Annotated in this window: 18 protein-coding genes and 1 other annotated feature (1 of these 19 cut by a window edge); of the genes, 7 read left to right on the forward strand and 11 right to left on the reverse strand. The window is 57.4% G+C overall.

Annotation, left to right across the window (positions count from 1 at the left end; all coding sequences use genetic code 11):
* The first annotated feature begins 139 nt into the window (after positions 1 to 139).
* Entirely contained in the window at positions 140 to 1,720 is a 1,581-nt protein-coding gene (locus PAT9B_RS03040; RefSeq protein ID WP_013507784.1) for a methyl-accepting chemotaxis protein, read from the forward strand.
* A gap of 36 nt (positions 1,721 to 1,756) precedes the next feature.
* Here the strand turns inward: PAT9B_RS03040 and urtE are convergent, their stop codons facing one another.
* The 8 genes from urtE to atzF form a co-directional block, all read right to left on the reverse strand.
* Positions 1,757 to 2,455, reverse strand: a complete 699-nt coding sequence (urtE, locus tag PAT9B_RS03045) for an urea ABC transporter ATP-binding subunit UrtE (RefSeq protein WP_013507785.1) — start codon at positions 2,453 to 2,455, stop codon at positions 1,757 to 1,759.
* A 1-nt stretch (position 2,456) separates the two neighbouring features.
* The gene (gene urtD, locus PAT9B_RS03050; RefSeq protein ID WP_013507786.1) at positions 2,457 to 3,248 is read right to left on the reverse strand and encodes an urea ABC transporter ATP-binding protein UrtD; all 792 of its coding nucleotides are present in this window, start codon (positions 3,246 to 3,248) and stop codon (positions 2,457 to 2,459) included.
* Entirely contained in the window at positions 3,241 to 4,317 is a 1,077-nt protein-coding gene (gene urtC, locus PAT9B_RS03055; RefSeq protein ID WP_013507787.1) for an urea ABC transporter permease subunit UrtC, read from the reverse strand. Before urtC ends, urtD begins: the two co-directional genes overlap by 8 nt.
* Positions 4,317 to 5,882: an urea ABC transporter permease subunit UrtB gene (gene urtB / locus PAT9B_RS03060; RefSeq protein ID WP_013507788.1), complete on the reverse strand. Its 1,566-nt coding sequence runs from the start codon at positions 5,880 to 5,882 to the stop codon at positions 4,317 to 4,319. The genes urtC and urtB overlap by 1 nt, the downstream gene beginning before the upstream one ends.
* Before the next feature lie 213 nt (positions 5,883 to 6,095).
* Positions 6,096 to 7,364 carry an urea ABC transporter substrate-binding protein gene (gene urtA, locus PAT9B_RS03065; RefSeq protein WP_013507789.1) on the reverse strand — a complete coding sequence of 423 codons (1,269 nt, stop codon included), beginning with the start codon at positions 7,362 to 7,364 and terminating at the stop codon, positions 6,096 to 6,098.
* A gap of 30 nt (positions 7,365 to 7,394) precedes the next feature.
* Positions 7,395 to 8,096: a GntR family transcriptional regulator gene (locus tag PAT9B_RS03070; protein ID WP_013507790.1), complete on the reverse strand. Its 702-nt coding sequence runs from the start codon at positions 8,094 to 8,096 to the stop codon at positions 7,395 to 7,397.
* 9 nt (positions 8,097 to 8,105) lie between these two features.
* Entirely contained in the window at positions 8,106 to 11,723 is a 3,618-nt protein-coding gene (gene uca, locus PAT9B_RS03075) for an urea carboxylase (protein WP_013507791.1), read from the reverse strand.
* Positions 11,724 to 11,725: 2 nt separating this feature from the next.
* On the reverse strand, positions 11,726 to 13,522 hold the full coding sequence (gene atzF / locus PAT9B_RS03080) for an allophanate hydrolase (protein ID WP_013507792.1): 1,797 nt from the start codon (positions 13,520 to 13,522) through the stop codon (positions 11,726 to 11,728).
* Positions 13,523 to 13,774: 252 nt separating this feature from the next.
* Between atzF and sltY the strand changes: the two genes are divergently transcribed.
* A complete protein-coding gene (gene sltY, locus PAT9B_RS03085) occupies positions 13,775 to 15,694 on the forward strand; it encodes a murein transglycosylase (protein ID WP_013507793.1) in 1,920 nt (639 codons plus the stop codon).
* 44 nt (positions 15,695 to 15,738) lie between these two features.
* Positions 15,739 to 16,047 carry a trp operon repressor gene (gene trpR, locus PAT9B_RS03090; protein ID WP_013507794.1) on the forward strand — a complete coding sequence of 103 codons (309 nt, stop codon included), beginning with the start codon at positions 15,739 to 15,741 and terminating at the stop codon, positions 16,045 to 16,047.
* Here trpR and yjjX read toward each other — a convergent pair whose 3' ends face one another.
* Entirely contained in the window at positions 16,048 to 16,566 is a 519-nt protein-coding gene (gene yjjX, locus PAT9B_RS03095; RefSeq protein ID WP_013507795.1) for an inosine/xanthosine triphosphatase, read from the reverse strand. It lies immediately after the preceding gene.
* A 51-nt stretch (positions 16,567 to 16,617) separates the two neighbouring features.
* Between yjjX and gpmB the strand changes: the two genes are divergently transcribed.
* A complete protein-coding gene (gene gpmB, locus PAT9B_RS03100; RefSeq protein ID WP_013507796.1) occupies positions 16,618 to 17,265 on the forward strand; it encodes a 2,3-diphosphoglycerate-dependent phosphoglycerate mutase GpmB in 648 nt (215 codons plus the stop codon).
* Between the two features lie 66 nt (positions 17,266 to 17,331).
* On the opposite strand, the gene robA is transcribed toward gpmB, so the two are convergent.
* Positions 17,332 to 18,213, reverse strand: a complete 882-nt coding sequence (robA, locus tag PAT9B_RS03105; RefSeq protein WP_013507797.1) for an MDR efflux pump AcrAB transcriptional activator RobA — start codon at positions 18,211 to 18,213, stop codon at positions 17,332 to 17,334.
* 195 nt (positions 18,214 to 18,408) lie between these two features.
* Between robA and creA the strand changes: the two genes are divergently transcribed.
* Positions 18,409 to 18,882 (forward strand): protein CreA, encoded by a 474-nt coding sequence (gene creA / locus PAT9B_RS03110; protein WP_013507798.1) that lies wholly within the window; start codon positions 18,409 to 18,411, stop codon positions 18,880 to 18,882.
* A gap of 47 nt (positions 18,883 to 18,929) precedes the next feature.
* Here the strand turns inward: creA and arcA are convergent, their stop codons facing one another.
* Entirely contained in the window at positions 18,930 to 19,646 is a 717-nt protein-coding gene (arcA, locus tag PAT9B_RS03115; RefSeq protein ID WP_013507799.1) for a two-component system response regulator ArcA, read from the reverse strand.
* 609 nt (positions 19,647 to 20,255) lie between these two features.
* Between arcA and PAT9B_RS03120 the strand changes: the two genes are divergently transcribed.
* Positions 20,256 to 20,960, forward strand: a complete 705-nt coding sequence (locus PAT9B_RS03120; protein WP_013507800.1) for a tRNA/rRNA methyltransferase — start codon at positions 20,256 to 20,258, stop codon at positions 20,958 to 20,960.
* Between the two features lie 185 nt (positions 20,961 to 21,145).
* A complete protein-coding gene (gene thrL / locus PAT9B_RS29575) occupies positions 21,146 to 21,217 on the forward strand; it encodes a thr operon leader peptide (protein ID WP_071783593.1) in 72 nt (23 codons plus the stop codon).
* Positions 21,153 to 21,236: a sequence feature (Thr leader region), on the forward strand; it runs 38 nt beyond the window's last position. (Overlaps the previous gene by 65 nt.)

The raw sequence follows: 21,236 nt of genomic DNA on the forward strand, positions 1-21,236 counted from the left end.
AAACATTAAGTTTTTTCTTGCAGATTAACAACCTGCCCGGATGTCATAAAACTGTCACGAAACTTCCTTTCCACCAGGACGATAACCATGGTGACGCGTGTCATCGCGTTTTCTTTTCCCTCACCAGGTATCAAATCTTATGAAGCTCAATCATTTTAAAATTGGCCAGCGGCTGGGTTTCCTCGCCACGCTACTTCTGCTCGCCACCCTGTTAATGGGGCTACGTGGATTGCAGGTCAATCTGCTGGCGTTAAACAACAATCAGGAAGTAATGGCACAGGAAGTGTTGATTGCGGAGAGCATCGACACCGCCCGTAGCGCGCAGGTGCAATTCAAAATACAGGTACAGGAGTGGAAAAACACGCTACTGCGTGGCAACCAGGGACAGGATACGTTTAACAAATACAAAGCGGCGTTCTTGCAAGAAAGCAAAACGACACAGGCATTGCTGACTAAATTGAGTCAGATCCAGACGTCATTGGGCTTGCCAACGGGGCCGGTCGAGCAGGCTCGCAGCGTACATGCCGGGCTGGAGAGCAAGTATCTGGCGGCCTTGGATAACTACGTTATCAGTGACATCACCAGTGCCGCGCGGGTGGATCATCTGGTGACGGGTATTGATCGTGCGCCAACCCAGCAGATCGATGATCTGGTTGCGACGACGTTGCAACGTGCGCAGCAAATGCATCAGGCGATTGCCGCCACTAACCTGGCGCACTATCAACAAACTCGCTCGCTGCTTCTGCTGGCGATGGGCTGCATTCTGTTGGTCGGCTTTTTTGTCACCTGGTGGTTAATCCAGAGCATCACACGTCCGCTCAGGCAGGCCATTACGGTGGCGAAAACGGTGGCGGCGGGCGATTTACGGACGCAAATTCAGGTCGCTGGCCGTGATGAAACGGCCCAGTTAATGGTGGCGCTGCGCGATATGAACGCCAATCTGACGCGTATTGTTACGGGGGTACGTTCTGGCACCGAGGCCATTGCGGATACCACCGAGCAAGTGGCGCACGGTAGCCGTGAATTGTCGGCGCGCAATGAAGCGCAGGCCAGTGCACTGGAGCAGACGGCGGCGTCAATGGAACAGCTGACCTCAGTGGTCAAAAATAATGCGGATAACGCCCGCCACGCCAACGACATCGCGCAAGATACCCGCAAACGGGCGGGTGAGGGCGGGGCGGTGGTGGAAAAAGTGGTGGTAGCGATGGAGGAAATTCATCAATTCTCACGTGAGATCAACGAAATCGTCACCGTGATTGATGGCATTGCTTTCCAGACCAATATCCTCGCGCTAAATGCGGCGGTAGAAGCAGCACGCGCCGGTAATGACGGGCGTGGTTTTGCGGTGGTGGCAGCAGAGGTACGCGCGCTGGCACAACGTTCAGCTTCAGCGGCGCGTGACATTCGCGGGCTAACCAATCGATCTGTCGGTCTGATTGCGCACGGTAACTCGCTGGTGAAAGGTGCCGGTGCGTCAATGCAGGAAATTGTTGAAAGCGTGCAGCAACTGTGTGCCTTGATGGAGAATATCTCCGCAGCCAGTGCCGAGCAAAGTGTCGGTATTGAGCAGGTGAATCTGGCCGTCACCCATATGGATGCCGCGACGCAGCAAAACGCCACGTTATCGCAGCAATCAGCCCAGTCGGCGCGGTCATTGAATGAACAGGTGGGGTCGCTGGTGGAAAATGTCAGCGTGTTTCAACTTGAGAGCAAAGCCTGAGGCTAAGTTCGATTGCGGCCCCGTCAGGGGCCACAATTAAATGGCCACCAGCCCGCGTACTCCGTCCGCTTCCATGGTTGCGCCGCGCCCACGCTGCACGATTTCACCGCGTGACATCACCAGGTAGTGGTCGGCCAGTTCGGCGGCGAAATCGTAAAATTGTTCCACCAGCAGGATTGCCATATCACCACGTTGTGCCAATTGACGGATCACCGCGCCGATCTCTTTGATCACCGACGGCTGGATACCTTCGGTGGGTTCATCGAGGATCAGTAGCTGAGGTTTGCAGGCGAGGGCGCGGCCAATGGCCAGCTGCTGCTGCTGCCCCCCGGAAAGATCGCCGCCACGCCGGGTTTTCATCTCCTTTAGCACCGGGAACAGCTGGTAAATTTCCTCGGGCACCGTTTTGGCCTGTGCGCCTGAGAAGCGCGCCAGTCCCATTAACAGATTCTCCTCCACCGTCAGACGTGGGAAAATTTCGCGGCCCTGGGGCACATAAGCGATGCCGGACTGCACCCGCTGATGCGGTTTGCGCGGGTTGATCACCTTATCCTGCCAGCGGATCTCGCCGGATTTGGCCGGTATCAACCCCATCAGGCACTTGAGCAGCGTGGTTTTGCCCACACCGTTTCGCCCCAGCAGGCAGGTGATTTCGCCGGGTTTGGTTTCAAAGGACAAGCCGCGCAGGATGTGGCTGCCGCCATAATATTGATTCAGATCCGATACCTGTAACATCTCAGCGCCCCAGATAAACGTCGATAACCCGATCGTCGGCCTGTACGTCGCGCAACGATCCCTCGGCCAGCACCTGGCCCTGATGTAACACCGTCACATGGTCGGCAATGGTTTCAACGAAGCCCATATCGTGTTCCACCACCATCAACGAATGCTTACCGGCGAGACTGCGGAACAATTCTGCGGTGTACTCGGTTTCGGCATCGGTCATGCCCGCTGCGGGTTCATCCAGCAACAACAGGTGCGGGTCCTGCACCAGTAACATGCCGATCTCCAGAAACTGTTTTTGCCCGTGCGACAGCAGGCCCGCTTTACGCTGGCGTTCGCCGCCGAGCCGCAGCAGCTTCAGCACCTCGTCGATGCGATCCTGCTGCTCACCGCTGAGCCGGGCGCGCAGGCTGGCCCACACTGATTTGTCATTTTTTAGCGCAATTTCGAGATTTTCGAACACCGTCAGTGCTTCAAACACCGTCGGTTTCTGGAATTTGCGACCAATCCCGGCGCGGGCAATCTCCACCGGAGACAGTGCGGTCAGATCGGTGTTCTGATCGTACAGCACCCGACCATTATCGGGCCGGGTTTTGCCGGTGATCACGTCCATCAGCGTGGTTTTACCTGCGCCATTGGGGCCGATGACGCAACGCAATTCGCCAACGCCGATCTGCAACGACAGATCGGTCAGCGCGCGAAAACCATCAAACGAGACGTTAATGTTTTCCAGCAACAGCACCGGATCGCGTTGATCGCGATGGCGATCCGCCGGATGGGGTTGGGTAAACAGTTGTTCAGTCATCTTTCCTCCGACGCCACAGGCCAATCACGCCACGTGGCAGGAACAGCGTAACGAGGATAAACATCAGTCCCAGGAAGAACAGCCAGTACTCCGGGAAAGCGACGGTGAACCAGCTTTTCGCACCGTTAACAATGGCTGCGCCGAGCAGCGGGCCAATCAGGGTGCCACGCCCGCCCAACGCGACCCAGATTGCGGCTTCGATGGAGTTGGTGGGGGACATTTCGCTTGGGTTGATAATGCCGACCTGCGGCACGTAGAGCGCGCCCGCCAGCCCGCACAGCACGGCGGAGAGCGTCCAGACAAACAACTTAAAACCGCGCGGATCGTAGCCGATAAACATCAGACGGTTTTCTGCATCACGCACCGCAGTTAGCACCCGACCAAACTTGCTACGCGCCAGGGCAAAGCCGACGCCGATGCTGACCAGCAACAACAGCACCGTGGCAACAAACAACCCGATGCGCGTGCTGGTGGCGGTGACGTTAAAGCCGAGCAGGGTGGTGAAGCCGGTAAAGCCATTGTTGCCGCCAAAGCCGGTTTCGTTGCGGAAAAACAGCAGCATGCCAGCGTAGGTCAGCGCCTGGGTCATGATCGAGAAATAGACGCCTTTGATCTTCGAGCGGAAGGCAAAGAAACCGAACACCAGCGCCAACAGGCCTGGCACTAACACGATCAGGCACAACGCCCAGGCGAAGTGTTGTGTCCCGGCCCAGAACCACGGCAATTCATTCCACGACAGGAACGACATAAACGCTGGCAGACCGTCGCCAGAAGCCTGGCGCATCAGGTACATGCCCATGCCGTAGCCGCCGAGGGCGAAAAACAGGCCATGACCGAGCGACAGCAGCCCGGCATATCCCCACACCAGATCGAGCGCTACCGCGACGATCGCATAGCAAAGGATCTTGCCGACCAGCGTCAGGGTATAGGTCGAGAGCGCCAGAGGATGACTGGCAGGCAGCAGCGCAAAGAACGGCATGATCAACAGCAGCAGCGCGATGATCACGCCAAGGCTGAGAGTGAGACGCGGTGCTTTACGCGCTGCGGTTAAGGTTAGTGGCTGGCTCATCAGTCAATCACCCTCCCTTTGAAGGCAAACAGGCCCTGGGGACGTTTCTGAATAAACAACACGATCAACACCAGAATCAGGATCTTGCCGAGCACCGCACCAATCTGCGGCTCCAGCACTTTGTTGAGGATGCCAAGCCCGAAAGCGGCCACCACGGTGCCAGCCAACTGGCCGACGCCACCCAGCACCACCACCAGGAAGGAGTCGATAATGTAACCCTGACCGAGTTCCGGGCCGACGTTGCCCAACTGCGACAACGCCACGCCACCCAGCCCGGCGATGCCGGAACCGAGGCCAAACGCCAGCATATCGATGCGCCCGGTAGGCACACCGCAGCAATCTGCCATCGCGCGGTTCTGCGTCACGGCGCGCACACTGAGGCCGAGGCGGGTTTTGTTCAACAGCAGCCAGGTCAGACCCAGCACGGCGAACACAAACACAATGACCGCGATTCGGTTATACGGCAGCACCAGATTTGGCAGCACCTGCATACCGCCGGAGAGCCAGTTCGGGTTGGCGACTTCAAGGTTCTGTGCGCCGAACAACATCCGCACCAGTTGAATCAGCATCAGGCTGATGCCCCAGGTGGCGAGCAGGGTTTCCAGCGGGCGACCATACAGATGGCGAATAATGGTCCGCTCCAGCACCATCCCCATCACGGCAGTGACCAGGAAGGCCACCGGCAACGCCAGCAGCGGATACCACGCCAGCCATTGCGGCGCGAACTGTTGAAACAGGCTTTGCACCAGCCAGGTGGCGTAAGCGCCCAGCATCAGCATTTCGCCGTGCGCCATATTGATCACGCCGAGCAGGCCATAGGTGATCGCCAGGCCGAGCGCCGCCAGCAGCAGGATCGAACCGAGCGACAGACCGGTAAACGCCTGACCGAGCAGGTCGCCCCACATCAGGCGATGTTTGATGTTTTGCAGGCTGTCAGTGGCGGCGGCGCGTACCTGGGCATCGGGTTCGTTCGCCGCTTGCGTCAGATGTTGCAGGCTGGCCTGCATATTGGGATCGCTGGACTCACCCAGCAGTTTGACGGCTTTCAGGCGCACTTGCGCATCCGGGCTGGCAAGTTGCAGGTTGGCGGCGGCCATGGCGAGGGTGGCGTGGACCTTGCTGTCTTTTTCGCTGGTGAGACGTTGCTCAATCAGCGGCAACTGGTCGGCGGCCCCGTCGTTTTGCAACTGCTGTGCGGCGCGCAGGCGAATGGCCGGATCGTCACTGACCAACTGGTGTGCGGCGAGGGCACTGGCGATCAACACGCGCAGCCGGTTGTTCATAAAGAGTTTTTTGGTTTCGCCACTCGGTTGCTGCGCGCTGTCGAGCGGCTGAAATTTGTCGTCCTGTTTGCTGAACGGTTGTTTGTTTGCATCAATGACCACGGTTTCATTGCGCAGTGCTTCCAGCAGTGGCAGGCGGCTGGCCTGCGGTGCGGCGGCCCATTGCTGGAGTAGCGTGGCCTGCTGGGTACGACTGGCAGCAGCGAAATCTGCGCCATCGCCCGCCTGGGCCAGCCAGGGCAGGAGCAACAGCAGACAGCAGAGATAGCGGCGAATTGTCATGGTTCTGGCCCTGTGGTTGGGGTGGGTGAGGTGCGTGTTGTTACCCTCACCCCGGCCCTCTCCCATAAGGGAGAGGGAGGTGTGCTACATGTAAACACTTGCTCGATCTGTTCCCTCTCCCGTAAGGGTCTCGATCTGTTCCCTCTCCCGCTTGCGGGAGAGGGTTAGGGTGAGGGTTAGGGTGAGGGTTAGGGTGAGGGCCAAGGCCGCACCTTACTGCGTTGATTTCACCGGATAATCAGGCTTCTTATCGTTACCGGCGATATACGGGCTCCACGGCTGGGCGCGGACCGGTTTGTCGGTCTGCCACACCACGTTGAACTGACCGTTCTCTTCCACTTCACCGATCATCACCGGCTTATGCAGATGGTGGTTAGTTTTGTCCATGGTCAGGGTGAAACCATCCGGCGCTTTAAAGGTCTGTCCGGCCATGGCCGCACGCACTTTATCCACATCGGTCGTGCCTGCTTTCTCTACCGCCTGTGCCCACATATGGATGCCGACGTAAGTCGCTTCCATCGGGTCGTTGGTCACCACGGTGTTGGCGTTCGGCAGGTTATGCGCTTTGGCATAGGCTTTGTAATCGGCAACGAACTTGGCGTTAGTCGGGTTATCGACGGACTCAAAGTAGTTCCACGCCGCTAACTGACCGACCAGCGGTTTGGTATCGATACCGCGCAGTTCTTCCTCGCCGACCGAGAAGGCGATCACCGGAATATCGGTGGCTTTAATGCCCTGATTAGCTAACTCTTTGTAGAACGGCACGTTGGAGTCGCCGTTGATGGTGGAGATCACCGCTGTTTTGCCACCGGCCGAGAATTTCTTAATGTTGGAGACGATGGTCTGATAATCGCTGTAACCAAACGGCGTATACACTTCCTGGATATCTTTGTCCTGTACCCCTTTCGAATGCAGGAAGGCGCGCAGAATCTTGTTGGTGGTGCGTGGGTAGACGTAGTCGGTGCCCAGCAGGAAGAAGCGTTTGGCGCTACCGCCATCTTCGCTCATCAGATATTCCACCGCCGGAATCGCCTGTTGGTTAGGTGCCGCGCCGGTGTAGAACACGTTCGGCGACATCTCTTCCCCTTCGTACTGCACCGGATAGAACAGCAGGCCGTTCAACTCTTCGAACACCGGCAGCACCGATTTACGCGATACCGAGGTCCAGCAGCCAAACACCACTGCGACTTTGTCCTGCGTCAGCAACTGACGGGCTTTCTCGGCAAACAGCGGCCAGTTGGAGGCCGGGTCGACCACCACCGGTTCCAGCTTTTTGCCCAGCACGCCGCCTTTGGCGTTAATTTCATCAATGGTCATCAGCGCAACATCTTTTAACGGCGTCTCCGAAATGGCCATAGTGCCGGAGAGCGAATGCATGATCCCCACTTTGATGGTATCGGCAGCCTGGGCACCAAAGGTCAAGCCCATGCTGATGACGGTAGCGGAGAGAGCGAAAGCCTTAAGCAACGAACGTCTTTTCATCGTTTAAACCCCTAAATGTGTAATGTGTTGTTATTCAATGGGTTGAAGCCGGGCCTGCTGTAACATGTGTAAAGTGATTTTTCTGACCTCTGCTTTGCTGACGGCGATATGGTCGGTCAGAATGCGCTGTGCCTCCTCGGTATGTTGCTGAAATATCGCCCGTAAAATCTGAGCGTGCTCGCGATACGTGGCATCGACCCGGTCATCACGCGTGAAGTCGAGACGGCGGATGATGCGAATTTTTTCGGTCAGTTCGGCGTGCACCCTGGCCATTTCCCGATTGCCGGTGGCGCTGACCAGCGCCATATGAAAGGCTTCGTCGTGCAACGACACGGCTTTGCCCTCTTCCAGACGCGGGTTATCGATCCAGAAAATTTTCAGTTCGGTCAGCGTTTCCGCGCACTGCAACGGCGGCAGCGCGCAGAGACGGCGTACCGCCTCGCGTTCCAGCACGGTGCGGAAGTCGTATAACTCCTCGAAGTATTCGAAGTTGAACGGCTTGACCTGCCAGCCGCTGCGAAACCACACTTCGACATAACCTTCCCGCTCCAGCCAGAAAAGCGCCTGACGCACCGGCGTGCGGCTGACCTCCATCCGTTCGGCGATTTCGCTTTCGCTAAAGCGGTCGCCGGGCATCAGGCGAAACTCAAAAATATCGTTCTTCAGCGCCTGGTAGACCTTCTCTGCCAGCGCTTCCGGACGGCCTTTGCTGCGTTGCGGGCTGGTACTCATGGGCAATCCTTATTCCAGCCACAGCAGGGTGTCGCCCGGACTCACCGGACGCCCCGCCTGGCAGGCGATACGTTTCACGCGACCGGCCTCGGGCGCGACAATGGCCAGCTCCATCTTCATCGCTTCGACGATGATCAGTGTCTGACCGGCTTCTACCTCGTCACCCGGCTGCACCAGCACTTTCCAGATGTTGCCGTTCATATCGGCGCTCACGGCCAGGGCGCTGTCGTCCTCTTCCGCGACCACCAGCGTTTCTTCACTGGTGAGCGGGGCGTTCTGTTCTTCCTGTGCCCACAGCGTCACTTCCTGTTCAAAGGCCGCCGCCTGACGGGCGCGGAACTCGGCGATGGCGCTGGCGTTGTCGTCGAGGAATTGCTGGTGGGCGGCGAAATCGAACAGCGTTTCCTCGATGCGGATATGGGCGCGTCCTTCGCGGAAATCGTCGCGTAGCTGTGTCAGCTCGGCTTCGCTGACCGGATAGAAGCGCACCTGATCGAAGAAGTGCAGCAGCCAGGGTTCGTCAGCCGCGAACTGATCGTTTTTCAGGAATTTATTCCAGATGGGCAGCGTGCGGCCGACGAGCTGGTAGCCACCGGGGGAGTCCATGCCGTAGATACACATGTACATGCCGCCAATGCCGACCGTGCCTTCGGCGGTAAAGGTACGCGCCGGGCTGTATTTGGAGCTCAACAGGCGATGGCGGGGATCGATCGGCACCGCGCAGGGCGCGCCGAGATAGACGTCACCGAGGCCAAGGATCAGGTAGCTGGCCGCGAAAAGGGTGTCGCGCACCGCGTCGCGGCTCTCCAGACCATTAATACGCTGGATAAAGTCGACGTTATTTGGCAGCCACGGGGCGGTGGCGCGCACGGTTTCTTTGTAACGCTCCACCGCGCCGAGGGTGGCGCTGTCCTCAAACGCCATCGGCATCCAGACAATGCGCGACGGCACTTTCAGCTGGCTGACATCGCCGAGGCTGGCTTCCAGCTCCAGCAGCAACGTCATCAGTTGCGGCTGGCTGAGGATCAGGCTGTCGTAGCGTATCTGCAATGAACGCACGCCGGGCGACAACTCTTCCACGCCGGGCACCGCACGTGCACGCAGCGCCTGCATCAGCAGATGGACACGCAGGCGCAATGCCAGATCCAGCACGTTGTCGCCGTACTCAATCAGCACGTATTTATCACCGGCCTGGCGATAGGCCACTGCCGGGGTGCTGGCGGTGGCGGGTAACGCTGCCAGTAACGTTGCTGAACCGATGTCGCTGGCCGCCAGGGACGGCACGGCGAAGGCTGGCGCATGGGCAGAACGCAGGGTTGCAACACTGTGCGCCTGGGCTTTCTCCAGCGCGACGGCTTCGTCAGCGCTGATCGGATGGAAACGGATACGATCGCCCGGTTTCACCTGACCGACCTTCCACAACTCGGCTTTGGCGATGGTTACCGGGCAGACGAACCCCCCCAGGCTTGGGCCGTCATGGGTGAGGATCACCGGGAAGTCACCGGTGAAGTTCACCGCCCCGATGGCGTATTCACAATCGTGGACGTTGGAAGGATGCAACCCGGCTTCACCGCCGTTAGCACGCGTCCAGCTCGGTTTCGGACCGACCAGACGTACACCGAGACGGTTGGAGTTGTAGTGTACCTGCCAGTCGCTGGCGAAGAATTCATCGATAGCGGCCTGAGTGAAGAAATCCGGTGCGCCGTGCGGCCCGTAAAGCACGCCAATACGCCATTCGCTGCCGTAGTGCGGCACCAGCGCGTGTTCGAGCGCCTGTGGCTCGCTGACCGGGGCCGGTGTGGTGCAGGCCGGAAGCTGAGGCTGGGAGATGGGCAGCATATCGGCAACGCGCAAGGTGCGCCCGGCATGGCCGCCGAACTGACCCAGTGAGAAGGTGGAGCGGCTGCCGAGATATTCCGGCACATCAAAACCGTTGCGTACCGCCAGATAGGTGCGACAACCGCTGTGGGCGCGGCCCAACGTCAGCGTCTGTCCCGCCGTGACCTTGACCGGTTGCCAGTAGCTGACCGGCTCGCCGTCGAGATCGGCCGGGCAATCGGCACCGGTCAGGGCAATCAACGCGTCGCTGTGAAAACGCAGCGTCGGGCCTTGCAGGGTAAATTCCAGCCCGGCTGCGGCGGCATGGTTACCCACAATGCGGTTAGCGAGGCGGAAGGCGAAATCATCCATCGGGCCGGAGGGCGGCACGCCGATATCCCAGTAGCCGAGACGCCCCGGAAAATCCTGAATGCTGCTGAAGGTGCCGGGTTGCAGCACTTCAACCACGCTGGCGGCCGGGGTGAAGCTGTCGAGGTAACGCGTCCAGACGTTGCCGCTGCGGAACGCTTCGGTGGCAACGATCTGGCGCAGATAATCCAGGTTGCTGGCGATACCGTGCAGTTGAGTCGCGCCCAGCGCCTGCTGCATTTTCGCCAATGCGGCGTCACGGGTATCGGCATGGACGATCAGCTTGGCGACCATCGGATCGTAATACGCGGACACTTCGGTGCCGGTAGCGATCCAGCCATCAACGCGTACATCATCCGGGAAGCTGACACCGGTCAACACGCCAGGGCTGGGTTGGAAGTTTTTCAGCGGATCTTCCGCGTACAGGCGGACTTCAATGGATGCGCCTTGCGGTGCCTGCTGCATCCGCGCCCAGTCGAGGCTATCGCCCGCGGCCACCTGCAACATGCACTCGACCAGATCGAGGCCGGTGACACACTCGGTCACTGGGTGTTCGACCTGGAGGCGGGTATTCACTTCGAGGAAATAGAACGCGTCCTGTTCGGCGTCGTAGATATATTCCACGGTGCCTGCGCTGCGGTAACTGACCAGCTCGCCAAGGCGCACGGCGGAAGCCAGTAAAGCGTCACGTGTCGCTTGTGGCAGGTTCGGTGCTGGCGTCTCTTCCACCACTTTTTGGTTGCGGCGTTGCAGCGAACAGTCACGCTCGCCAAGGGCAATCACTTTGCCGCTGCCATCGCCAAAAATCTGCACTTCGACGTGACGGGCGCGATCGATGCAGCGTTCGAGAAACACGCCTGCGTCACTGAAAAATTGCTCGCCGAGACGGCGCACGCTCTCCCAGGCATTGCGCAGCGCCTCCGCATCGGCGCATCGGGTCAGGCCGATCCCACCGCCTCCGGCGGTGCTTTTCAGCATCACCGGATAGCCGATACGTTCAGCGGCGTCTAACGCCTCTTCCAGCGAGGAGAGCAACGGAGTGCCCGGCGTCATTGGCACGCCCGCGCTGGCGGCCAGCTCACGGGCGCGGTGCTTGAGACCAAACTCGCCAATCTGCTGTGCGGTTGGGCCAACAAAAGCGATGCCCGCCTCTTCACAGGCGGCAGCAAACGGCAGGCTTTCGGAGAGGAAACCGTAGCCGGGCCAGATGGCTTCCGCGCCCGTCTCTTTGGCGGCCGCGAGGATTTTGTCGATTTTCAGGTAGCTGTCGCTGGCTTTGTCGCCGCCAAGGGCAATCGCCACATCGGCTTCCTTCACATGGCGCGCGTTGCGGTCAGCGTCGGAGTACACCGCCACACTTTTCACGCCCAGACGTTTCAGGGTACGGATGGCACGGCAGGCGATTTCGCCACGGTTGGCAATCAGAACGGTACTGAACATGATTATTTACTCCCCTGAGTTGCCAGCCAGTTGCGCCAGCCGCCAAATTCGGTGATCTCCAGTGCCTGTTTCAGCACCATGGGTTCACAGATAAAACCTTTTACGTTGCGGCCATCGGCCAACGTCAGCGAGCCAATACCCAGCGGTGGCGGGATTTCTGCCACGAACTCGCCAAAGCGCGCCAGCGGGATATCCCACAACTCGACGGTAATCGCTGCCCCTTGTTCATCGCGCAACAGGCCCGGCTTTTTGATTGGGCCATCCAGCAGCGCAAACAGCCGGTAGTTGCTGGCGGTGGTGGTCTCCTCCACCAGTACCGCCTGGCGGGTAGTGAGCTGGAAGTTGAGTGGCATACCGGTGAGGTGCGCACCCACTACCGCCACGCGCACATGATCGGCGGAAGGCGGCAGCGCGCGATGCTGCGCCGGTTGTGCTTTGCCGGTGGCACCCAGCGGCAAAGCCAGCTGCTGCTGCCAGCGCAGGCCGAACTCCACCAGCGCCCGGTCATGCCAGGCGGGCGCAACCAGGGTGATGCCCGCAGGCAGTCCATCGGCTCGGAATGGTCCCGGCAGCGCCAGCGCGCTGAGATCGGCCAGATTGGTGAAGTTGGTGTAGGTACCGAACTGCGAGTTGTAGCGCACCGGCTCCTGCTGCATCTCTTCAATGGTGTGGATGGTCGGGGAGGTTGGCACCACCAATGCATCAAACTGCGCCAGCGTGTGCTGGATTTGGCGTGTCAGCTCAGCGCGCAGATATTCAGCTTTGAAGGCATCGACTGCGCTGTAATCCAGGCCGCTTTTCACGATGCCATAGACCACCGGGTCCATCTCATCCGGGTGGTTAAGCATCTCACCCACCGCCACGGTGCGCTCCGTCACCCACGGGCCGTAGTAGAGCTGTTCGGCCAGTTGCTGGAATGGGGTGAAATCGATGGGGTGCAGCGTGGCACCGCTGGCGAGCAGGCGCTCCAGTGCGCTGTCCCAGGCGGCTTCGGCCTGTTTGTCATCAAAGAATTCCGGGTTGGCCGGAATGGCAAAGTCGGGGTGCGCCTTGATGCTGGCGGGGGCAGTATGCGGATTGCTGCGTGAATAGGCGTCGCCAGCGTCATAACCGCCAGCGGCACTGGCGACGGCAAAGGCGTCTTCCACCGTCAGGGCAAACACCGAGATGGTGTCGTTCAGGCGGCAGGCCGGCAGCAAACCGCTGGCCGAGAACCAGCCTTTGGTTGGTTTCAGGCCCACCACATTATTGAAGCCTGCCGGGACGCGACCGGAACCTGCGGTATCGGTGCCGAGCGAGAAACCCACCAGACCCCGTGCCAGTACCGACGCCGAGCCGGAGCTGGAACCACCGCTGACATAGTCGGGATTGAAGGTGTTACGCACGGCTCCATAGGGGGAACGCGTACCCACCAGCCCGGTGGCATACTGGTCGAGGTTGGTTTTGCCGATCACCACCGCACCGGCGGCTTTCAATTGGGCAACGACAAAGGCATCGGCGTGGGCGGTATAGGTCAGGGCCGGGCAAGCGGCGGTGGTGGGCCAGCCCGCGACATCGATATTGTCTTTAACCGCAAAAGGGACACCAAACAGCGGCAGCGCAGCCGGGTTACGCAGATAACTGGCTAACAGGGGTTCAATTTGCGCCTGCAACTGTGCCGGTGTGGCGAGATACAACCACGCGTTGTCCTGGTTATCGATAGCGGCGAGGTGTGCCTCCAGCAGGGCCGTAATTTGTTGCGGTTCCTGTTGGTAACGCTGTTGCCAATCCTGAAGCGTGAAGCCAAAAGTCGATGCCATGAGTGAATTCCAACTGGTATACAAGATGGAATTCAACAGAGCAAAGGCCGTGCCATGTTTGTAACAGAATGATTATGTGGAATTCGTCTTTGTACGATAAGTTTTTGTGATGAATAAGTGCACAATGGCGGCGCAGCATCTGGTCGATAGCGGTGCGTGATCGTAAATTTTATGAAGAACATGGTAAGAGTGGGTTGGCCTGGTTAGCATGAATGACATGCAGCTGGATCGCAGCACCAAGAGGAGAGCGAAGTGGATAAATGGCGTAACTGGATAATAGGGATCTGCCTGGTCAGCACGGCCAGTAGCGTATGGGCCGATTCGCTTGACCAGCAACGACAGCGTTATGCCCAGATAAAGCAAGCCTGGGATAACAAGCAGATGGACACCGTGGCACAGCTGATGCCTACGCTTCAGGATTACCCGCTCTATCCGTATCTGCAATACCGTATGCTGGCGCAGGATCTCGATCAGGAAACACCGCTGGCGGTGAAGAATTTCATTCAACAATACCCAACGTTACCGCCTGCGCGCTCGCTCGCCACCCGTTTTGTTAATGTGCTGGCACACCGCCAGGACTGGCAGGAGTTGTTGAGTTTCAGCCCGGAAGCACCGCAACCGGTGCAGGCGCGTTGTAACTGGTACTACGCCAAATGGGCCACCGGCCAGCAGCAGGTGGCGTTTGATGGCGCGAAAGCCATCTGGCTGCGTGGTACCTCGTTGCCCAATGATTGCGACCAGCTGTTCTCCGTGTGGCAATCCGCCGGGCAGCTCTCGCCGATCACTATCCTTGAACGTATTCGCCTGGCAATGAAAGAGGGCAATGACAGCCTGGTCAGTTATCTGGCGAAGATGTTGCCGGCGGATTATCAAACCATCGCCACGGCAGTGATGGCGTTGCAGCAAAATCCGCAGACCGTCACCACTTTTGCCAGCAGCGTCGGGCCAACCGATTTTACCCGCCAGGCAACCAATTTTGCCTTTGCCCGCGTGGCGCGCCAGGACGCTGAAAATGCCCGCCTGATGATCCCGGGGCTGGTGCAGTCGCAGAAAATGGGGCCGGAAGATGAGCAGGCGCTGAAAGAGATTGTGGCCTGGCGGTTGATGGGAAATGACGTCACCACTGATCAGGCGCGCTGGCGCGATAACGTGGTGATGAACAGCGAATCCACCACGTTGATTGAGCGGCGGGTGCGGCTGGCATTGGGCAATAATGATCGTCGTGGATTGAATACCTGGATTGCCCGTCTGCCAGTGGAGGCCAAAGAGAAAGATGAGTGGCAATACTGGCAGGCCGATCTGCTGATATCGCAGGGACGTAAAGAGGAAGCCGACGAGATGCTGCGTAAGCTGATGCAGGGTCGAGGTTTCTATCCGATGGTGGCGGCGCAGCGGTTGGGTGTCGAATATCCGTTGCAGGTCAATAAGGCACCGGCACCGGATAACAATCTGGTGCAGGGCGCTGAACTGGCTCGGGTGCGCGAGTTGATGTACTGGGGGCTGGATAACCTGGCACGCAGTGAATGGGCTAACCTGATTTCCAGCAAAACCCGGGAACAACAGCAGATGCTGGCGCGCTACGCCAATGAGCAGGACTGGTGGGATCTGAGCGTACAGGCCACCATTACCGCCAAAATGTGGGACAGCCTGAAAGAGCGTTTCCCGCTGGCATGGCGCAACCTGTATCAGCAGTACACCGAGGGCAAAGCGATTCCGCAAAGTTATGCGATGGCGATCTCGCGTCAGGAGAGCGCGTGGAATCCGAAAGCGCGTTCGCCGGTAGGAGCCAGTGGGTTGATGCAGGTGATGCCTGCCACTGCCGCGCATACCGTGAAGATGTATAATCTTCCCGGCTATGTGAACAGCAGCCAGCTGCTTGATCCGCAAACCAATATCCAGATTGGCACGCAGTATCTGGAATATGTGTATCAGCAGTTTGAGCAAAACCGTATCTTCTCCTCGGCGGCATACAACGCCGGGCCGTCGCGGGTGAAGAGCTGGTTGAACAACAGTGGGGGACGTCTGGATGCGGTGGCCTTTATCGAGACCATCCCGTTCTCGGAAACCCGTGGCTACGTGAAGAACGTGCTGGCGTATGATGCCTACTATCGCTACTTCATGGGACAACCCGATAAGATTCTGGCAGATAGCGAGTGGAATCGCCGCTACTGACTGTGCTATGCTTCCGTACTCGTTAATGAGTACGGAAGCCCTTCATGAGCCAACCCCTTTCTTCCCAGCCTGTTGAAGATAACTGGCTGCGTTTTGTTGACCTGATGCAAAATGCCTTCGCCGATGGCGTTGCCTTGCCGTTGCTGCAATTGATGATGACCCCGGATGAGCGGGAATCTTTTGGTACCCGTCTGCGCATCATTGAAGAGTTGATGAACGGAGAGATGAGCCAGCGTGAGCTGAAGAATGAGTTGGGTGTTGGCATTGCCACCATTACCCGTGGCTCCAACAGCCTGAAAGAAGCACCGCCGGAGCTGAAACGCTGGCTGGAAGCGCGTTTGGGACGCGCCTGATTACTGCTGGTACAACGGATGGGTGAACGGACACAGCGCCAGAATCAGCGCCTGATGGTAGACGCTGGAACGCGTCAGTAGCCCGTGGGTGAACGCGCCAATTGCGCCGCCTTTGTGTTTGATATTCTCCACGCCGGTTAAACGCGCCATCTCATCACCCAGTTCGTGACCGGCGGCTAACCCCGCCATCACCACCGCTGGCAGTGTAAAGCTGGCAGAACGCGATTCGCCGCGCTGTTGCGCGTTTTCCACCACCATCCACGCGAAGGCACTATCGCCTTCAATACCGGCTTCAATCGCCACCCAAAAGTCGGCATCGGCCCTTTTGGCCCGTGCATTGGCAACGCGCTGACGTGCGCCAGTTCGCGTTTCGACATCCGTCAGCGGTTGAGCTGCAACGCCGCTCTCGACCTCGACCCCTTCAATATGGCAGGATCCTTCGCCGAAAACGTCGTTGAACGCTTGTGCAATCGCGCGGATTTTTGCCGGATTGATGGTGGCTGCGACAACATGGTACATAATTGTTTGAACCCTCAAGGCAAATTTGTCGCAGTATAACGGAAATTAAGCATGCTACAGGTCTATCTTGTTCGTCACGGTGAAACGGTTTGGAATGCGGCCCGACGCATTCAGGGGCAGTCCGACAGTCCGCTGACGGAAAAAGGTGAGCAACAGGCCCATCAAGTGGGCGAGCGCGTTAAATCGCTGGGCATTACCCACGTGATTGCCAGCGATTTAGGACGTACTCGTCGTACCGCAGAGATCATCGCCGATGCGTGTGGTTGCGCGGTAACCCTCGATGCGCGTCTGCGCGAGCTGAATATGGGGGTGCTGGAACAGCGCCCGATCGAAGGGCTGACGCCGGAAGAAGAGAGTTGGCGTAAGACGCTTGTGGATGGCACTGAGAATGGCCGCATCCCGGGCGGTGAATCGATGGCAGAGATGGCGGCGCGGATGCACGCGGCGTTGAATGACTGTCTCGGATTGCCGGAGGGGAGCCGTCCGCTGATTGTCAGCCACGGTATGGCGCTTGGGGTGCTGGTGAGTACGATTCTTGGCTTACCGGCACATGCGGAGCGTCGTCTGCGTCTGCGTAACTGCTCGATCTCACGCGTCGACCATCAGCAAAGCGCCTGGCTGGCAGCGGGTTGGGTGGTGGAGACCGCCGGGGATGTGTCGCATCTGGATGCACCGGCGCTGGATGAATTACAGCGCTGACAGACCTGTAGCGGCGCGATTTATCGCGCAATATGAAAATGCCGTCGTGATGACGGCATTTTGCTGTTAGCGTTCCTGCACCGGACGGATCGGAATCAGATACTCACAGCGAATCTCAGTTGGCGGCTCGCTACGTTTCTTACCGCCGTGGGTGAAGAAGCGTTCGATATCCTGTCCCTGACGTCGCACCAGGCCCAGCGTGGGCATGCAAGTGCCGTACAGCAGCAGAATAAATTCCTGCAATGCGGTGCGCGGTCCGTTATAGGTGAATTGCACATAATCACCCGCTTCCAGAATCACACTCTGGTTGGACTGCATGCTTTTTGCCAGCTGGTCGGCAGGCACCGCCGTGGTGTAGAGAATCTCCTGCTCATCATCTTTTTCATGACTGGCGCGTACCTGATGCAGGCCATATAACACCGGCGGCACGGTGTCAGTTTCCAGCAGGAACTGCTTCCAGAAATGCACACGCATTTCATCGCGATAGCTGGAAATCTGCTCCAGCGTGCAGCTGTAGCTCTGTGTCTGTCCCACCAACACCGTTTCCGGCAGCGTGACAAACTGCGGCTCGGGCATGTGGTTATCTTCCAGACGGATCGGGGGGCGGACACCGAAGGAGTTCCAGTCTGACGAACGACGATACCAGGCGGGCGTCTGATTAAACTGCTTTTTAAACGCACGGGTAAAGGTCTGCTGGGAATCGAAACGGTATTGCAGAGCGATGTCGAGAATCGGGCGGCTGGTGAGGCGTAACGCCACCGCAGCCTTCGACAGCCGGCGAGCGCGAATATAAGCGCCGATCGCGTGGCCTGTCACGTCCTTAAACATGCGCTGCAGATGCCATTTGGAATAACCCGCTTTCAGGGCGACATTATCCAGTGAAAGGGGTTGATCCAGATGGCTCTCCAGCCAGACAAGCAAATCGCGAATGATACCGGCTTGGTCCATAAAACATCCTCATAACTCTCTGGTGGCGCAACTTATGAAGTCGTCGAATAATAGCACGAAATGCAAAAAGGCGAGAGGGCGGTTTTGTAAGTCGACTGTGCTACATCAATGCGGGTTGTTACCCATTTGGTTTGGTTCTGTTATCGATTGCCAGTACATTACATTCTCATCTATTCCGTTTGCAATGGTAACTCCATGACAATAGCTCGCCTTCTTATAGTCACCTTGGCAACATATGCCTTCGCGGGATCCCTCCAGGCAGAGGAGATCGGCTCAGTTGACACGGTTTTCAAGATGTTTGGCCCCGATCATAAGATCGTGGTGGAAGCCTTCGATGACCCCGATGTAAAAAATGTAACCTGTTATATCAGCCGGGCAAAAACCGGGGGTATCAAGGGCGGATTAGGCCTGGCGGAGGATACCTCCGATGCGGCGATCTCCTGCCAACAGGTCGGGCCGGTAACGCTGAGCGATAAAATTGCGCAAGGTAAAGCGCAGGGGGATGTGGTATTCCAGAAGCGCACATCGCTGGTATTTAAGAAGCTGCAGGTTGTACGCTTTTATGATCAAAAGCGCAACGCGCTGGTCTATCTGGCCTACTCGGATAAAGTCGTGGAAGGCTCGCCGAAAAACGCGCTGAGCGCGGTGCCGATTATGCCGTGGCACTGACCTTCGCGCATAAAAAAACGCCCTGACGGGCGTTTTTTTATTGTGCCTTAGTCCTGCAATTCACCGCAGAAGCGATAACCTTCGCCGTGAATGGTGGCGATGATTTCTGGCGTGTCCGGCGTAGATTCGAAATGCTTACGGATGCGGCGGATGGTGACATCCACGGTGCGGTCATGCGGCTTCAGCTCGCGACCGGTCATCTTTTTCAGCAGATCAGCACGGGTCTGAATTTTGCCTGGGTTTTCGCAGAAGTGCAGCATGGCGCGGAATTCACTGCGCGGCAGTTTGTACTGCTCACCGTTCGGGCTGATCAGCGAGCGGCTATTGATATCCAGCTCCCAGCCGTTGAAACGATAACTTTCCACCTGACGACGTTCTTCGTTCGGCATCGCCAGATTCATGGTACGCGACAACAGGTTACGCGCACGGATAGTCAACTCACGCGGATTGAATGGCTTGGTGATGTAATCATCCGCGCCAATTTCCAGGCCAAGAATTTTGTCCACTTCATTATCACGGCCGGTGAGGAACATCAGTGCGACGTTCGCCTGCTCACGCAGTTCACGCGCCAGCAACAAGCCGTTTTTGCCCGGCAGGTTGATGTCCATAATCACCAGATTGACGTCGTTTTCCGTCAGTACCTGATGCATTTCGGCGCCGTCGGTGGCTTCATAGACCATGTAACCTTCCGCCTCAAAGATGCTTTTGAGGGTGTTACGCGTGACCAGTTCGTCTTCAACGATAAGAATGTGCGGGGTCTGCATGTTTCGCTACCTAAAATTTGCCAACAAATCGAAAACAGGGCGTACGGCGGTTGCACTTACTGTTCATCGTAACAGCATGCCGTTCGCAACCGGTGTACGAAATAATCTTCGGAATACACCATCCATCTACGTCAACTTCAGTGTTAGCTCAGCCAGTCAGGATGAATATTTGCGTGCCCCGTGGGTATCGGACTGGCGCTTATCCTAACCGTATTAACAGCAACCTAACAGCACCAACAACAACCGATAAGCATAAAAACAACGCTTCGTTGACTTATATCAAATGCAAGTGTAGCACGTTAACACTTTTATGAAAAACTTCTCCAGGAATGCCAGCTTAGCTCACAAAAAGCAGCATTTTTGCTACATTCCGGCTGCATAATAGCAAAACAAAAACTTGCCGGAAATTATATTTCAATAAGATGATATCTAATGCTTTTATATTAAAATGGCCCGGAAATTTAGCTTTAATACGTTAATTTATGCTACTCACCGATTTTATTCCGTTTTAACATCCTTAACATCTTATTTTCTTATATCCGTATGGTTGGTATTTTTCGCTCTGCATGCCAACATACGCCGAGTTGTTAACAGTTCGATGGAAAAATCATGCATTTCCCCCTCATTCTTGTCTCTCCCGCCCGACCAGAAAATATCGGTGCAGCCGCGCGTGCCATGAAAACCATGGGTTTTAGCGAGTTGCGCATTGTCGCTAGCGATGCCTGGCAAGATCCGGCAGCGCGCCGGGTGGCACATGGCGCAGGCGAAATTCTTGATAGCGTAAAAACTTATGACACGCTGAGTGAGGCGTTGCAGGATGTGGACTTCTCGGTCGCAACCACCGCACGCAGCCGGGCGAAGTTCCGCTACTACGCCACACCGGTTCAGGTGGAAAGCATTTTGCAGGAGAAGCGTCAGTGGCTGAACCGAATTGCGCTGGTGTTTGGTCGTGAGGACAGCGGATTGACCAATGAGGAGCTGGAGCAGGTGGACTTGCTCACCGGCATTCCGATGGCGAACGACTATCCCTCGCTTAACCTCGGCCAGGCGGTGATGGTCTATTGCTACCAGCTCTCTGCGCTCAATCAGGTGGTGGCCCAGCCCGCAGCGGTGGCGGATGGTCAGCAGTTGCAGGCGTTGCGGGCGCGTTTCCAGCAATTGCTGGTCCGGCTGGAGGTCGATGATGATGCCAAGATGGCGGACTGGATCGATCAACGTATCGGTCTGCTGGAGCAGCGCGACAGCGCGATGCTGCATCGGCTGCTGCATGACGTAGAAAAAAAACTTATAGATAATAACTCGGGTAAATCCTGACTTTGCAGTGACTGATCGGGTGTTGTGGCTATTCGTTGAACGATCCCGATGGCATTTTCCGGGCAAAGCGCAGCACTGCGTAGTGGCGAAAAATCCGCCTTAGGACAAATTCGTTGACTTAACGTGCGCTTTGCTTTAATTCTGGAAGGCAGACGGACAATCAAGACAGACAGATAAAAATCTCAATGCGTACAAACAGCCTGAACACCACCATTATTATTACCACCACCATTACCACAGGTAACGGTGCGGGCTGACGCATACAGGAAAAACAAA

Origin of the sequence: Pantoea sp. At-9b (genome assembly GCF_000175935.2) — a bacterium.
GTDB lineage: Bacteria > Pseudomonadota > Gammaproteobacteria > Enterobacterales > Enterobacteriaceae > Pantoea.